Genomic DNA, 15,302 nt, shown 5'->3' on the forward strand with positions numbered 1-15,302 from the left:
CAATTAATAATAAACAATATACAATTTAACCGAGTTTACTTCTCCCGCTTACCAGGCTATTGAGACTTACAGATTGCACTTTACTTTTGCAAGTACAAAAAGTGTAAAAACAATTAGTATGTTAACTTTAAAAATGTATGTATCGTATGAAAGACATTTTAGCAAAAAGGAGGCATTATAAAGGGATCATTCCTTTATTCCTATGCCTGTTATTATTCCCAGTATTTGTGTTTGCCCAAAAAGTGACTGTCAACGGACAGGTAAAAGATCACCTGGGAGAACCGGTCATCGGTGCGAATATCGCGATAAAAGGTACTACGACCGGAGCCATAACGGATCTGGACGGTATGTTCAGTATTCCTGATGTAGAAGTAGGTGCCACGGTGGATATCTCTTTTATCGGTTATTTATCCCAGTCTGTAAAGGTGTCGGGAAATGCTCCTATATTCATTACATTGGTAGAAGACAACCAGGCACTGGATGAAGTGGTCGTTATCGGCTACGGAGTTCAGAAGAAGAGTGTGGTAACGGCTTCCATCGCCCGCGTTTCTGCCGACGACCTGAGTTCAACTGCTCCTGTACGTGTGGATAATGCACTGAAAGGTCTGGCTTCGGGGGTACAGGTAACGACTACCAACGGTCAACCGGGAGCAGCAGCCAAGATACGCATCCGCGGTACAGGTACTATCAATAATTCCGATCCGCTCTATATCGTAGACGGGATGGCTATCGACGGCGGGATCGATTATCTGAACCCGAATGATATCGCCTCTATCGAAGTATTGAAAGACGCAGCTTCAGGTGCTGTGTATGGTGCACGTGCCGCCAATGGCGTCGTTCTTGTAACGACAAAAAGTGGTAAAGAAGGGAAGGTAAGAGTCACTTATGACTTTTCTTTCGGCTGGCAGCGTCCCTGGAAAGAACGCGATATGCTGAATGCCACTCAATATGCGACCCTGATGAACGAAGCCAGCAACTATGCAGGCGAAGGCGATATGTACCAGAATCCGTCGCAATACGGTATCGGAACCAATTGGCAGAAAGAAACGTTCAACTACAACGCTCCGGTACAGAACCACCAGGTAAGCGTAAGCGGTGCCAGTGAAAAGGTCAATTATTTTCTTTCACTCGGTTATTATAACCAGGAAGGTATCGTAGGCGGCGATTACGACCGTTCCAACTACAAACGTATGACCATGCGTACCAATTCGACCTACACCTTATTCGACGAAAGCAAGACACGCAGCTGGCTGAATAAAATAGTGATCGGTGTGAATGCCGCTTATTCCCGTATCAACAATACGACCATCGAGACGAACTCGCTGACAGGTTCCGCGTTGGGTAACGCGATGTTCCTTTCTCCTATCATGGGGGTATATGCCGATGACGAGAGTGCACTGTATAATCAGTATGCGGACGAAATCAAACAATATGGCGACCTGGTGAGAGATAAGAAAACCGGACGCCTGGTAACCATTCCAAGCAAAGATTTCAATGAGATAAGCAATCCGCTCGGATATCTGTCCCTGCCAGGAGAAAAATTCAATTCAGACAAGTTCGTAGCCAATTTCTTCGCCGAACTGACACTTTGGGATAATCTGAAATTCAAAACATCCTACGGGACCGACCTGGCATTCTGGGGAACCGACGGATGGAGCAAACCGTATTACCTGGCAGTAAACAGCCATAACGACAAATCGAAAGTATGGTCGGAAATGAACCGCGGCTGCACCTGGCAGCTGGAAAATATCCTGACGTACGACAAGACATTCGGCGCTCATTCATTCTCAGTCGTACTGGGACAATCGGCAAAGAAATATACCGGCCGTAAAATAGGCGGCAGCGCATACGACATGATTGCGGAACTGGAAGATAAAGCGAATCTCGACTTTACAAGCGGCCTGGCATCCGACGGTAAACGCGATGTATACGGCGGTATGTTCGATCCTTCCACACTGGCTTCTTACTTCGGCCGTATCAGCTACAATTACAATGAACGCTATATGCTGCAATTCACGGTACGCCGTGACGGTTCGTCCAATTTCGGACCGAACAATAAATGGGCTACTTTCCCTTCCGTTTCCCTGGGATGGAATATCACCAACGAATCTTTCATGGCAGAACGCCCGGACTGGCTGACCAGTACGAAACTCCGCCTGTCATGGGGTAAGAACGGTAACGAGAATATCGGAGCATTCCGCTATACAGCGAACGTGGCAACCGGCAACAACTATGTATTCGGTGACGGATCAGGCCAGCAGATTATTATGGGTAGCAAACCGTCGGGCACTCCGAATGCCGACCTGAGATGGGAAGAGTCAGAACAATACGATGCAGGTCTTGACTTCGGATTCCTGAATAATTCACTGACAATCAGTGCCGATTATTTCAATAAGAGAACAAACGGCATGTTGAAGGAAATGAGTATCCCTTCTTACCTGGGTGAATCCAAACCCTGGGGTAACGTAGGCTCTATGGAAAATTCGGGCGTTGAAGTGGACCTGGGATATAAATTCAATACAGGCGACTGGAACTTCAAAGTAGGTGGTAACATCAGTTACCTGAAAAACAAACTGATCAACTTAGGAAACTCCGACGGTTTCGAAATGAAAGACAACGTACACCAGTTGGGTAATGTCAGCCGCGCAGAAAACGGGGAAGTCTATCCGTTCTTCTACGGTTACAAAACAGCCGGTATCTTCCAGAACCAGGCACAGATCGATGCCTACGTGAACAACAAAGGTGAGAAACTGCAACCGAATGCCGAACCCGGTGATGTAATTTTCATAGATACGAACAAAGACGGTGCGATCAGCGATACGGACCGTACGAAGATAGGTAAAGGTACTCCCGACTGGACATACGGCCTCAACTTCCAGGCTTCCTGGAAAGACATCGATTTCAGCATGCTGATCGCCGGTTCTATCGGTAACGATATATTCGATGCCACCCGCCGTATCGACTTGAGATATGTCAACCTGTCTGGCGAGATGATGGATCGCTGGCATGGAGAAGGAACTTCCAATACAGTTCCCCGCTTCACCTGGGCAAACAACAATGACAACTACCGTGTATCGGACCTGTATATCAAGAACGGTTCATACATGCGTCTGAAAAATATCCAGTTAGGTTATACCTTACCGAAAGACCTGACTTCAAAGGCATTCATATCCAGCCTGCGCATTTATGTAGCGGCAGAGAACCTGCTTACACTGACGGGATACAAGGGATTCGATCCTGAAATTTCCTACGACGCTTCTGCCGGTATCGACCGTGGAATCTACCCGCAGGCACGTACATTCACCGTTGGTTTGAACCTTAATTTCTAACATTAAAAAGACAAGACAAATGAAAAAGATAATAACGATTTCTTGTGTAGCTCTCACCCTGTTCGGAGCTACCTCATGCGGAGATGATTTCTTATCCGTTGATCCTTCCAGCAGTGTACCTATCGACGGATATTACAATACGGAAAGCCGTATCATGGAGGCGGTGACCGCTGCTTACGATCCGTTGCAATGGTATGACTACTTCTCAGGCTGGGCACCTCTAAGCCTGGTATACGATTGCATGAGCGACGATGTTTACGTAGGTGGCGGCAGCACCAGCGACCAGGGTGAGATCCATCTGATCTCACAATACCTGTCGGACCCGATCAAGACGATCAGCGGTGCATGGACTACCAGCTATTCGGGTATCAACCGTTCAAACCTTGTGATTGCCGATGTCGAAGCTTCGGATATGTCCGATACGGATAAGAAAAAACTGATCGCAGAAGCCCGCGTACTGCGTGCCTGGTATTATTCTGTCCTGTGGAAATTATGGGGAAATGTTCCTTATTATGATGTGAACCTGATTTTCCCGTATATCGCAGAGCAGAAAACAGCGAAAGAAATGTACGACCTGGTGGAAGCAGATCTGGCTGAAGTACTCGACAGCAAAGTGCTTCCGATGAAACAACCGGCCGAATGGGCAGGACGTGTCACACAGGCTATGGCTTCGATGGTATATGCAGAATATGTGATGTACCAGCAGGATGAAAGTAAGTATGCAAAAACATTGGGATATATGAAAGATATCATTTCTTCCGGCGAATATTCCCTGCAGCCGTTCGAAAATCTCTGGGAAACAGAGTTCGAATGGAATAACGAGACGATCTTCGACATCAATTATATAGCCAAAGGCGGTAAAAGAACCTGGGGCGATGCCAACTTTACCGGAGGCACCGTAGTCCCTGCCATGATCGGTATCGACGGACTGAGCGGCAGTCCCGACTATGTTAGCGGCTGGGGATTTGAAGCAGTGGCCAAAGAGGCTTACGATGCCTACGAGGAAAATGACAAACGCCGTGACACCGGTATTCTGAATATGGATAAATATATAGCAGACAATGCGGCAAAAGGGATAACAGTTACTTACGGAGGCCGTTATCAGAACACGGGATTGTTCCTTCGTAAATACCTGGGACGCATTGGGGGCAATGCCGGTTGTGTAGGTGATCCCGACCTGAACTGGGATAACAATCTCCGTATCTACCGTTACGCGGAAACATTACTGAACGCAGCCGAACTGGCAACACGCACCAACGATACAGGTTCTGCCAAAAGCTACCTGAACCAGGTCCGTGAACGTGCCGGAGTAGCTTCGATCGATCCGACACTGGATAATATCCTACAGGAACGCCGCCGCGAGTTCGTCGGTGAAGGCAAACGCTATTTCGACCTGGTCCGTTTCGGCAAAGCGGAAGAAGTTTTAAAGCCCAAAGGCGGAAAAGTACTGGATAAGAAAGGCGGATCGTACGTGAAAGACGGTATCCCCGAACGCGTTCAATGGACGATAAACAAGAAATATCTTCCCATCCCGCAGAGTGAAATAGAAGCGGCCAAAGGGACTATCGTTCAAAATCCGTATTAACAGTTACCATGTAGGGGCGGCGTTTATCCGCCCTTTACAACAATAATATAACAACCATGAAAACAGTAAGATCAACGATATTCAATACCGGTCTGATGGCTCTTATTCTGACGGCGTGCAGCCAGCCTTCCGGAACTGGTAAAGATTCTCTTATCGAAAAACAGGTAGAAGAACTACTCGGCAAAATGACCTTACCCGAAAAGATCGGTCAGATGAACCAATTGAGTCCGTTTGGCAGCATGGATGAAATCGCAGGGCAGGTTCGCCAAGGAGAGATCGGGTCGTTACTGAATGTGACGGACCCTGAAAAAGTCAATGAGATACAGAAAGTAGCGGTGGAAGAATCCCGGCTGGGTATCCCCCTGTTAATATCGCGTGATGTCATTCACGGATATAAAACAATATTCCCAATACCCCTGGGACAGGCCGCTACTTTCAATCCTCAAATTGTGGAAGACGGTGCGCGTGTAGCCGCAATAGAAGCATCAGCCGACGGTATCCGCTGGACATTTGCCCCGATGATCGATATCTCTCGCGATCCCCGCTGGGGACGAATCGCTGAAAGCTGTGGTGAAGATCCGTACCTGAGTTCCATTATGGGTGTAGCTATGGTGAAAGGTTTTCAGGGCGATTCCCTGAACGATCCGACCTCCATTGCAGCCTGTGCCAAACATTTTATCGGCTACGGAGCAGCAGAAGGAGGACGCGATTATAATTCGACATTCATTCCCGAACGCCAGATGCGTAACGTCTATTTTCCTCCGTTCGAAGCGGCTGCGAAAGCCGGATGTGCCACCTTTATGACGTCTTTCAACGATAATGACGGTGTTCCTTCGACAGGAAATACCTTTATCCTGAAAGATGTATTGCGCAATGAGTGGAAATACGACGGCATGGTCGTTACCGACTGGGCTTCGACAGCCGAAATGATCTCCCACGGCTTCTGCAAAGACGAGAAGGAAGCTGCCTTGAAATCGGTTAATGCCGGTATCGATATGGAAATGGTCAGTGGTACCTTTATCCGTCATCTGGAAGAACTTGTAAAAGATGGGGAAATATCGGAAGCGACCATTAATAATGCAGTACGTAACATCCTTCGTCTTAAGTTCCGTCTGGGACTGTTCGACAATCCTTATGTAAACACAGACCAACATGTAAAATATGCACCTGAACATCTAGCCAAAGCCAAAGAAGCAGCAGAACAATCGGTTATCCTGTTAAAGAACAACCGGAAAACCTTACCTTTCACCGATAAGATCCGTACCATTGCGGTCGTAGGTCCGTTAGCGGATGCCCCTCACGACCAGATGGGTACCTGGGTATTCGACGGAGAAAAAGCACATACTCAAACCGTACTGACAGCCTTGAAAGAAATGTATGGCGACAAGGTTCAGTTTATCTACGAACCCGGATTGGGATACAGCCGCGACAAGAACACAGGCAATATCTCCAAAGCCGTAAGTGCAGCCACACGTGCGGACGTCGTATTGGTATGCGTAGGAGAAGAGTCTATCCTCTCGGGCGAGGCCCATTCTTTAGCAGATTTACATCTGCAGGGAGCGCAAAACGAACTGATTGCCGCCCTGGCAAAGACTGGAAAACCTCTCGTAACGGTTATCATGGCAGGTCGTCCGCTGACGATCGAGCAGGAAGTAAACCTGTCCGATGCCGTTCTCTACGCTTTCCACCCGGGTACTATGGGTGGCCCGGCTATTGCCGACCTGCTTTTCGGTAAAGTGGCACCGAGCGGTAAAACACCGGTTACCTTTCCGAAGATGGTAGGACAAATACCCGTTTACTATGCTCACAATAATACAGGCCGCCCCGCATCCCGCCAGGAAACGCTGATCGACGCTATCCCGCTGGAAGCCGGGCAGACTTCACTGGGCTGTACATCTTTCTATATGGATGCCGGTTTCGATCCTCTGTTCCCCTTCGGTTACGGATTGTCGTACACCACATTCGGATACGACAACCTGCAACTGGCCAACGATAAGCTGGCTGCCAACGGAACACTGGAAATCAGTTTCGACCTGACCAATACCGGTAAATATGACGGGACAGAAGTGGTACAATTGTACGTACAAGATACCTTTGGCTCTGTTACCCGTCCGGTCAAAGAGCTGAAAGGTTTCCAACGTGTTCCGCTGAAGCAGGGTGAAAAGAAAACCGTCACCTTTTCTCTTCCAGTCGAAGAGCTGGCTTTCTGGAACATAGACATGCAGAAAGTAGTGGAGCCGGGTGAGTTCAACCTTTGGGTCGGTCCCAGCAGTGCAGAAGGATTACAAACAACATTCACAGTAGAATAACAGATATGAAAAAGAATCTATATTTAATAATCATGCTTTTACTGGTATCCTGTACCGGATGTCAGCAGGACGCAACAACAGCAGGTACGGACACGACCGATATGCCTCCGGAGGCATTTATGCGCATATCCGGAACAGACCTGATTACCCCCAAGGGGCAGAAGTTCTTTATCAAAGGGACCAATCTCGGTAACTGGCTGAATCCCGAAGGCTACATGTTCGGCTTTAGCAAGACGAACTCACCGGGACGGATCAACCAGATGTTGTGCGAAATGGTCGGACCTGATTTCACCGCTGAGTTCTGGAAATCATTCAAAGACAATTATATTACCCGCGACGATGTGCAGTTCATCGCCGGGACAGGTGCCAACACGATCCGCCTCCCCTTCCATTATAAACTCTTTACCGATGAGGATTATATGGGGCTGACAGCCAACCAGGACGGTTTCGCCCGCATAGACAGTGTTGTCAACTGGTGCCGGGAAACCGGTTTGTACCTGATCCTCGATATGCACGATGCCCCGGGCGGACAGACCGGTGATAATATCGATGACAGTTACGGTTATCCCTGGCTGTTTGAAAGCGAAGCCAGCCAGCAACAGTTCTGCAATATCTGGAAAAAAATAGCTACATACTATAAGAACGAACCGGTTATCCTGGGATACGAACTGGCCAACGAACCTATCGCTCCTTATTTCAGCAATATGGAAGAGCTGAATGCGAAACTGGAACCGTTATATAAACGGGCTGTCTCGGCTATCCGGGAGGCAGATACCAACCACATCATCCTGCTGGGAGGTGCCCAGTGGAACGGTAATTTCCGTCCGTTTACCGATTCCACGTTCGATGATAAGATCATGTACACCTGCCATCGTTACGGCGGAGAAGCAACAAAGGCCGCTATCCAGGAGATCATCGATTTCCGCGACCGCGTGAACCTGCCGATGTACATGGGAGAGATCGGTCACAACACGGCAGCCTGGCAAAATGCATTCTGCCACGTCATGCAGGAGAACAACATCGGCTGGACCTTCTGGCCCTATAAAAAGATCGACGACTCATCTTTTGCCGGTATCAAAGCACCTAAGAACTGGGACCGTATCATAGCCTTCTCAGAAGCTCCCCGAAGTACCTACCAGGAAATACGCGAGGCCCGTCCCAACCAGGAAGAGGCAAAAGCTGCCCTGATGGAATTTATAGAGAACAGCCGGTTACAGAACTGTATCATTCAGAATGAATATATCCGCTCACTAAGTTTAAAAACACAATAAAACAACATGAAACCGATTAAATATATTGCTTGCTTCCTATTGCTGCTGCCCTCTTTCAGCCAGGCGCAACAAAGCATTCCGGTTTATCTGGATAACAACAAACCGATGGAAGAACGTGTAGAAGATGCCCTGTCGCGTCTGACACTGGAAGAAAAAGTGGCGCTGACACATGCGCAATCCAAATTCTGTTCGCCGGGGGTGGCACGCCTGGGCATTCCAGAATTCTGGATGACCGACGGCCCTCATGGCATTCGTCCCGAAGTATTATGGGATGAATGGGAGCAAGCCGGATGGACCAACGACTCTTGTGTCGCTTTCCCGGCGCTGACCTGCCTGGCTGCTACCTGGAATCCGGAAATAGCTTTGTTGTACGGAAAGAGCATCGGCGAAGAAGCCCGCTACCGTAACAAAACAGTGTTACTAGGTCCCGGTGTAAACATTTACCGCTCACCACTGAACGGACGTAACTTTGAATATATGGGTGAAGACCCTTATCTGGCCGGAAAGATGGTGGTTCCCTATATACAAGGTGTTCAACAAAATGGCGTGGCAGCCTGTGTAAAGCATTATGCACTAAACAATCAGGAAGTAAACCGTCATACAACCAATGTAATTGTAGATGACCGTGCTCTGCACGAAATCTATCTGCCAGCTTTCAAAGCCGCTGTTCAGGAAGGAAAAGCCTGGGCAATCATGGGCTCTTATAATCTGTACAAAGACCAGCACGGTTGCCATAACCAATATCTGTTGAATGACATTCTGAAAGGCGACTGGGGTTTTGACGGCGTTGTCGTTTCCGACTGGGGAGGCGTTCATAATACGCAGGAAGCCATAACCAAGGGACTCGATATGGAGTTCGGTAGCTGGACCAACGGATTATCCAACGGAGCAAGCAACGCTTACGATAATTATTACCTGGCAGATCCCTATCTTCAGCTGATCCGGGAGGGTAAAGTCGGAACGAAAGAGCTGGACGACAAGGTAAGACGTATCCTTCGCCTGGCTTATCGCACGAATATGGATAGAAACCGTCCTTACGGGTCACTTTGCTCGGAAGCACATTTTACCGCAGCCCGCCAAATCGGGGAAGAAGGTATTGTCTTGCTGCAAAACAAGAACAATGTACTCCCTATCGACCTGAACCGTGCAAAGAAAATAGCCGTTATCGGTGAAAATGCCGTCAAGATGATGACCGTAGGCGGCGGTTCCTCTTCTTTGAAAGTAAAATACGAACTCTCCCCGCTGGATGGTATCCGGAAGAGAGTGGGTGACAAAGCCGAAGTTGTTTATGCACGTGGTTATGTAGGCGATCCGAGTGGTGAATACAATGGGGTGAAGTCCGGACAGGATCTGGAAGACAACCGTTCGCCGGAGGAATTAATAGCCGAAGCCGTGGCTGTAGCCAGGGAGGCCGACTATGTGATCTTTATCGGTGGTCTGAACAAGAGTGCGCATCAGGACTGTGAGGACGCGGACCGCAAGGAACTAGGCTTATCTTACGGACAGGATCAGGTAATAACAGCCCTGGCTCAGGCGAATAAAAATCTGATCCTGGTAAATATTTCAGGGAATGCCATCGCCATGCCGTGGGTGAAAGATGTTCCGGCCATCGTACAGGCGTGGTATCTGGGATCGGAAGCGGGAAATGCCATTGCTTCGGTATTAGTCGGTGATGTAAATCCATCCGGTAAGTTACCGTTTACCTTCCCTGTCTCTTTACAGGACGTAGGTGCACACCGGTTAGGCGAATATCCGGGTACTCCCAGAAATGACGGTAGTAGCATAGTAGACGAGAAGTACAACGAAAGTATCTTCGTCGGCTACCGTTGGGCAGACAAGCAGAAAGTCAAACCGCTCTTCAGCTTCGGTCACGGTCTGAGCTACACTACATTCGAATATGGAAAAATAACAGCTGACAAGAAGACGATTACGAAAAATGAACCTATCACTTTCACCCTAACCGTAAAAAACACAGGTAACCGTGAAGGGGCAGAAGTCGTACAACTTTACGTCAGCGACAAAAAATCATCACTCCCCCGCCCTGTCAAGGAGCTGAAAGGTTTTCAAAAGGTTTACCTGCAACCGGGAGAGATAAAACAGATATCCTTCACCATCGGCACCGATGCCCTGAGCTTCTTTAATGACGGCAAACATGAATGGGTTGCCGAACCCGGACAGTTCGAAATTCTCATCGGAGCCTCCTCTACGGATATCCGGGAAAAAGTTGTGTTTGAATTAAAATAGATGAAAAGAGGGAAGTCAGTCAAGCTTCCCTCTTACTATTTTATCAAATATATATATATCAATTTCCTGCCACAAATGTATAAACATTTCCACCGAAATCAACAGCGATCAAAGCATTCCCTGAAACAGTCACCGAACCGAATACCGGAGCACCTGTCGCATGTTTCCATACCTGTTTACCGTCTTCTTTATTCACTCCGTAGATAGTTCCGTCGGAAGCGCCTACATAAACCGTATTACCTGCCAGAACCGGACTGGTTTCGATCGTTGCGGAAGGTTTACGGGAATAAGGAGAAGTGAATACCAAAGCGTCGTTGGTTGCAAACTTCCATTTCAACTCCAGTGTCTCGTTATCCAGAGCGATCAAGCCGTCTTTAGCTGAACCGAAGATGATCTCTTTATCCGTCAGCAAAGGTGTAGAAGTCACATCCACACTGAAAGGTAACTCCTTGCGCACAACCACGCGACCCGTATTGGCATCCAGAATAAAGAACGATTCACTCGAAATGATATACAGCAGGTCACCATGGACAGCTGCCGAAGCACCACGGTTACGCAGGCCGTTCGTATTGGCTTCCCATTTCAATTCTCCGGTTTTCAGGTCGTTTCCGTAAAGTGCACGCCATTGGGAAGAACCGACCAATACATTCTTTGCTATAGAGAATGTCGTTGTTGTTCCTTCACCCTGCCCCCAGGCTTTATTCCGCCAGATTTCACGACCGTCTTTCGTATCGATAGCACAAAGCCCTTTACCTGTACCTGCATAAACAACACCGTCGGAAGCAACCAGCCCTTCGATCAAGGAAGGCAGACCGTTTATCGGTAACTGTTTTTCCCAGCTGAGTTTACCGCTTTCGGCATGAATGGCATATAAATACCCCTGTGCATCTTGTGCCAGAACCTGACCATTATCTATAACAATCGTGTTCTTAACTGAGTTGCGTACCGGATATTTCCAGATAAGTTCGCCGGTCTTACCGTCGAGGGCATATACATGGGCCTCCCCTTTCAGGTTCTCATCCACAGAAGCGATATAGATCTTTCCGTTATAAACCAAAGGCGATGTCATATAAATATTCGCTCCTACATTCTTTATCCAGGCCATCTGTAAAGGCTGGTTCAGTGCAGGTTGAGCAGGTACGGCATGCTGAGGATTCTCCAGCAGGTTCACCCAGTTACCGCCCAGTTTCACCTCCACAGGAGCAGCATGATATGTAAAGGCACTTTCTGTTTCAGCTGTTTCTCCATTATTAAAACGGGCTTTTATCTTTAAAGTAACAGCCTTTCCCTCCTGTTTGGCAGTCAAAGGAACTTCGGCATTCCAGCACCAGTCGGTAGCCTCTTGCAGTTTCTTATTACTGAATAAGGCCTTACCGTCTACCAGACAGGTATAAGTCACCTCTTTTACCGGCGTTACGGATGAATAGACATTTACCGCCAAAGGTACGGCACCCGAAGCCAATACAGGCACCTGTCCCTCAACCGGGGAGGTTATCTGAATCTGTTTATTCAGATAAGTATAACGAAGCTCGGAAACGAAATCTCCTTTCTTATCGACATGCAAGACACGGAAAGCACTGGTTGAATGGTCGATACCACCTTTATCCAACGTTGCCGTAGAAACGGAATATACATCTCCCTGCTTCTTCATATAGTTGATATGCCAGTGTCCGTATACCCAGGCTTTCAGGTTATGTTCGTTCAGGTTGATCTGTTCCTGATCGTTGATTCCGAAAATGAACTGGTCGCCATACGTCAGCAGGTCATGGTTGAAAACGACGATCGGCTTGCCTTGCGGAACCTGTGCCAGGTCGTTCTTCAGCCAGCGATAGACATCTTCCTTCGTATAACCGGGCTGATAATCGCCTCCGGCCATCGGAGTCACGATATAGTGCGTGCTACCTGCATCGAAAGAGTAATAAACAGGACCGTAAATACTTTCAAAAAGTTCTTCACCATATTTCCCTTTCACCAGGTCATGGTTACCGATGGCATAAAACATCGGGCAATCCATATTGGCGGTATTCATCATTTGGATATGTGCCTTCAGACCTTTTTCATAGCAGATATCGCCTGTGTGCATAATAAAGGCAACCTGTTCGTTGGCTGCATAATCGCGCACATTATTTACCCAATCACCGTGATTCTCCGTATTGAAGATCTCCGTATCGGCGATATGGACATATTTATGACTGCCATCTTTTTTGATCCCTCCGTTATAAGGCTGCAAACCGAATTCATACCCTTTCTGTTCACCGTCGATACGGATATAATGTTTATTATCCGTCTTATATCCCGAAGGAGTGGTGATAAAGATAAACCGTTCCCTCGGATGTCCCGGCAAGGAGAACGAACCGTCGGAAGCCGTTTTCACGACATTCAGTCCGTCGGAAACAGCTACACCAGCCATCGGTTTCTCTCCCTTATCAAAAACTCCGTTATTGTTCTTATCTACAAAGACCCGTCCTGTATAGGCAGCGCTGGCAGAGAATGCCACACAGCTCAACAGGGCGATGTTCAGAAATGTTTTTTTCATGTGATTGATGTGTTTATATTCAGAATGTTAGTTGTAAATCTTCTATCCAAGGTACTAAAGGTTGCGAGCGGTCGGTAATACCCAGTTCTTCAGGTCCGGGAGCAATGAACTCGCTCTTTACTCCTTTCAGGTTCATACCTTTATCTGTCAATGTAACGATCCCGTAAAGGGCGTCTTTATAAGGCAGCGTATATTTCAAAGCCGGTCTTTTTTGATTGATCTCGTCGCTGAAACGTTCCGGACAGGCATATTTCTCGCCTACCCACTGATTGGAAGCACTGTTGATCTGGATATAGGCAATACCGTTGATCTCCTTCATATAATTCGTATGATCGTGCCCGCTGAAAGCGACCGCCACCTTTTTATATCCGGCACGCCGGTTCTCCTCTTCAAAGATCTTCCGGATATCTTCACGGTTCTCTGAAGAACATTCAAAGCTCTGATGCGAGAAGATGATACAACGTTTATCGGTAGCCTGGAGGTCTTGCTTCAGCCATTCCATTTGTTCGGGATCCACCAACGAAATCTTTTCCGCTTTATAATAGTTCCCTTTGTCGTAAGGGAGATACTTTTCTCCGTCATAGATATTATTCGGATCGAGAACGATAAAATGAAAATCTCCCTTATCGAAAGAATAGTACGGACTCTGCATCCCTGTGAACCGGATAAACTCCTCTTTCGAACAGTTATCCATATCATGGTTTCCAAACACCATGTGCTTCTCGCCGGGATAATCCTGCCAGAGCTTCAGGAAAGGCTTGTTTTCTTCTTTCGGCATACAGAAGTCACCTAGTTCGATGATAAAGTCGACCTGATTCTCTTCGGCTGCATGTAAAAAGGTACTCAAACGTTCTTCCGCATCATGGGCAATATCCTGATGTATATCCGATACGATGGCAAATGTAACAGGCTTCGTTTCTTTCTGGCAGGAACCGAATCCCAGACAGATAAGAAGGGATAAGAATAAGTGTTTCATCATAACTATTTTTTGATATTGAAGGTTGTCAATACGAATCCGTGATCGGAAGCATAGAAGAAGTCATCTCCTTTAAAGGAGAATGTTTCACCCAGGATATTGTCATAGCATTGGGACTCTACTGCCTGTATCGTTTTACCCTGATAATAGATAAAGTCGATACGATCCTGACGGTTCACCGTTTCCAGCGAGTCGGCATCTGTCAGCCAGGTCGTTCCGATGTTCTTCACCGGATCGGGGTTGATCTCACGGAAACTGTCTTTGAAATTGGCTGCCTCCATCTCTTTGGATACCGTCCAGTTGACAACAGCGCCGCCATGATTGTACATGTCTTTGGTCGCTTCCGTCCAGTCCAGATGAGAGTGACTGTTGAAATCGCCTCCCATAATGATAGGAATGCTATCTGTCTCCGCTATCATCGGTTTCAGGGCACCCAATATTTTGCGTATCTCGTCGTCACGTGTACCGGCATCGTCCCAGGCCAGTATTTCTTCTTCCGACTTATCGGTGGGGGTCAAACGCATATCAGGTAAATAATGTATCCAGGTATCGAACAAGCGGACCGGTGTCCCGTCCATATCTATTTCTACCCCTCCGAAATTAAACGTATCGATCACATCGGGATAAGAATATCTCTTTACGATCGGATAACGGCTAAAGATACAAAGGTTACTGGAAATCAGATAATGTTCGTATCCGAGCGAGTCCGCGATCATCGGAGCCGCCCCATAAGTTTCAACCATCAGAATGACATCCGCCTGGCTTTTCTTCAAAATGCCGATGATGCCGTCACAGGCTTTTTGTCCATAAGTTTTTGAGTGACCTGCATGCCAGACGTTCCAGGACAGGACGGTGAGTTGTTGCTCTTTTTTCTGTTCTGAGCAAGAAAGGAACATATTTATAAAGAGTATTACAGATATAATACAGACAAGACTTTGTGTTTTCATGTATATAATACTTATCAATGTTTTGTTAAAATATTATCACAAAGATAGAATAAAAGAGTGTATCAAAAAATAAAATATCTTTTTGATACACTCTTTTATACCAAA

8 protein-coding genes are annotated in these 15,302 nt (G+C 47.3%); 5 read left to right on the forward strand and 3 right to left on the reverse strand.

What is annotated here, in order from left to right:
* The first annotated feature begins 146 nt into the window (after positions 1–146).
* Genes IEY67_RS01320 through IEY67_RS01340 form a run of 5 tightly spaced genes read left to right on the forward strand, consistent with a single transcriptional unit; the run spans position 147 to position 10,738 of the window.
* A complete protein-coding gene (locus tag IEY67_RS01320; RefSeq protein WP_183670330.1) occupies positions 147–3,329 on the forward strand; it encodes a SusC/RagA family TonB-linked outer membrane protein in 3,183 nt (1,060 codons plus the stop codon).
* A 19-nt stretch (positions 3,330–3,348) separates the two neighbouring features.
* A complete protein-coding gene (locus tag IEY67_RS01325) occupies positions 3,349–4,914 on the forward strand; it encodes a RagB/SusD family nutrient uptake outer membrane protein (protein WP_183670328.1) in 1,566 nt (521 codons plus the stop codon).
* Positions 4,915–4,970: 56 nt separating this feature from the next.
* On the forward strand, positions 4,971–7,223 hold the full coding sequence (gene bglX, locus IEY67_RS01330; RefSeq protein WP_183670326.1) for a beta-glucosidase BglX: 2,253 nt from the start codon (positions 4,971–4,973) through the stop codon (positions 7,221–7,223).
* Between the two features lie 5 nt (positions 7,224–7,228).
* Positions 7,229–8,494 carry a glycoside hydrolase family 5 protein gene (locus tag IEY67_RS01335; protein WP_183670325.1) on the forward strand — a complete coding sequence of 422 codons (1,266 nt, stop codon included), beginning with the start codon at positions 7,229–7,231 and terminating at the stop codon, positions 8,492–8,494.
* Between the two features lie 6 nt (positions 8,495–8,500).
* Complete coding sequence (locus IEY67_RS01340; RefSeq protein WP_183670323.1) at positions 8,501–10,738, forward strand: glycoside hydrolase family 3 C-terminal domain-containing protein; 2,238 nt, start codon at positions 8,501–8,503, stop codon at positions 10,736–10,738.
* A gap of 58 nt (positions 10,739–10,796) precedes the next feature.
* On the opposite strand, the gene IEY67_RS01345 is transcribed toward IEY67_RS01340, so the two are convergent.
* From IEY67_RS01345 to IEY67_RS01355, 3 genes are read right to left on the reverse strand one after another with little or no spacing between them, the layout of a single operon-like run.
* Positions 10,797–13,274, reverse strand: coding sequence for an outer membrane protein assembly factor BamB family protein (locus tag IEY67_RS01345; RefSeq protein ID WP_183670321.1), 2,478 nt, complete (start codon positions 13,272–13,274; stop codon positions 10,797–10,799).
* 19 nt (positions 13,275–13,293) lie between these two features.
* Complete coding sequence (locus IEY67_RS01350; RefSeq protein WP_229800928.1) at positions 13,294–14,253, reverse strand: metallophosphoesterase family protein; 960 nt, start codon at positions 14,251–14,253, stop codon at positions 13,294–13,296.
* 2 nt (positions 14,254–14,255) lie between these two features.
* On the reverse strand, positions 14,256–15,197 hold the full coding sequence (locus tag IEY67_RS01355) for an endonuclease/exonuclease/phosphatase family protein (RefSeq protein ID WP_183670316.1): 942 nt from the start codon (positions 15,195–15,197) through the stop codon (positions 14,256–14,258).
* Positions 15,198–15,302 lie beyond the last annotated feature (105 nt).

Source organism: Parabacteroides faecis (assembly GCF_014647375.1).
GTDB classification, from domain to species: Bacteria; Bacteroidota; Bacteroidia; order Bacteroidales; family Tannerellaceae; genus Parabacteroides; species Parabacteroides faecis.

Excerpts from the sequence above, each read along its gene's own strand:
- IEY67_RS01345 (WP_183670321.1), bottom strand. The coding sequence starts at position 13,274 with ATGAAAAAAACATTTCTGAACATCGCCCTGTTGAGCTGTGTGGCATTC.
- IEY67_RS01325 (WP_183670328.1), top strand. The coding sequence starts at position 3,349 with ATGAAAAAGATAATAACGATTTCTTGTGTAGCTCTCACCCTGTTCGGA.
- IEY67_RS01350 (WP_229800928.1), bottom strand. The coding sequence starts at position 14,253 with ATGATGAAACACTTATTCTTATCCCTTCTTATCTGTCTGGGATTCGGT.
- bglX (WP_183670326.1), top strand. The coding sequence starts at position 4,971 with ATGAAAACAGTAAGATCAACGATATTCAATACCGGTCTGATGGCTCTT.
- IEY67_RS01335 (WP_183670325.1), top strand. The coding sequence starts at position 7,229 with ATGAAAAAGAATCTATATTTAATAATCATGCTTTTACTGGTATCCTGT.
- IEY67_RS01320 (WP_183670330.1), top strand. The coding sequence starts at position 147 with ATGAAAGACATTTTAGCAAAAAGGAGGCATTATAAAGGGATCATTCCT.
- IEY67_RS01355 (WP_183670316.1), bottom strand. The coding sequence starts at position 15,197 with ATGAAAACACAAAGTCTTGTCTGTATTATATCTGTAATACTCTTTATA.
- IEY67_RS01340 (WP_183670323.1), top strand. The coding sequence starts at position 8,501 with ATGAAACCGATTAAATATATTGCTTGCTTCCTATTGCTGCTGCCCTCT.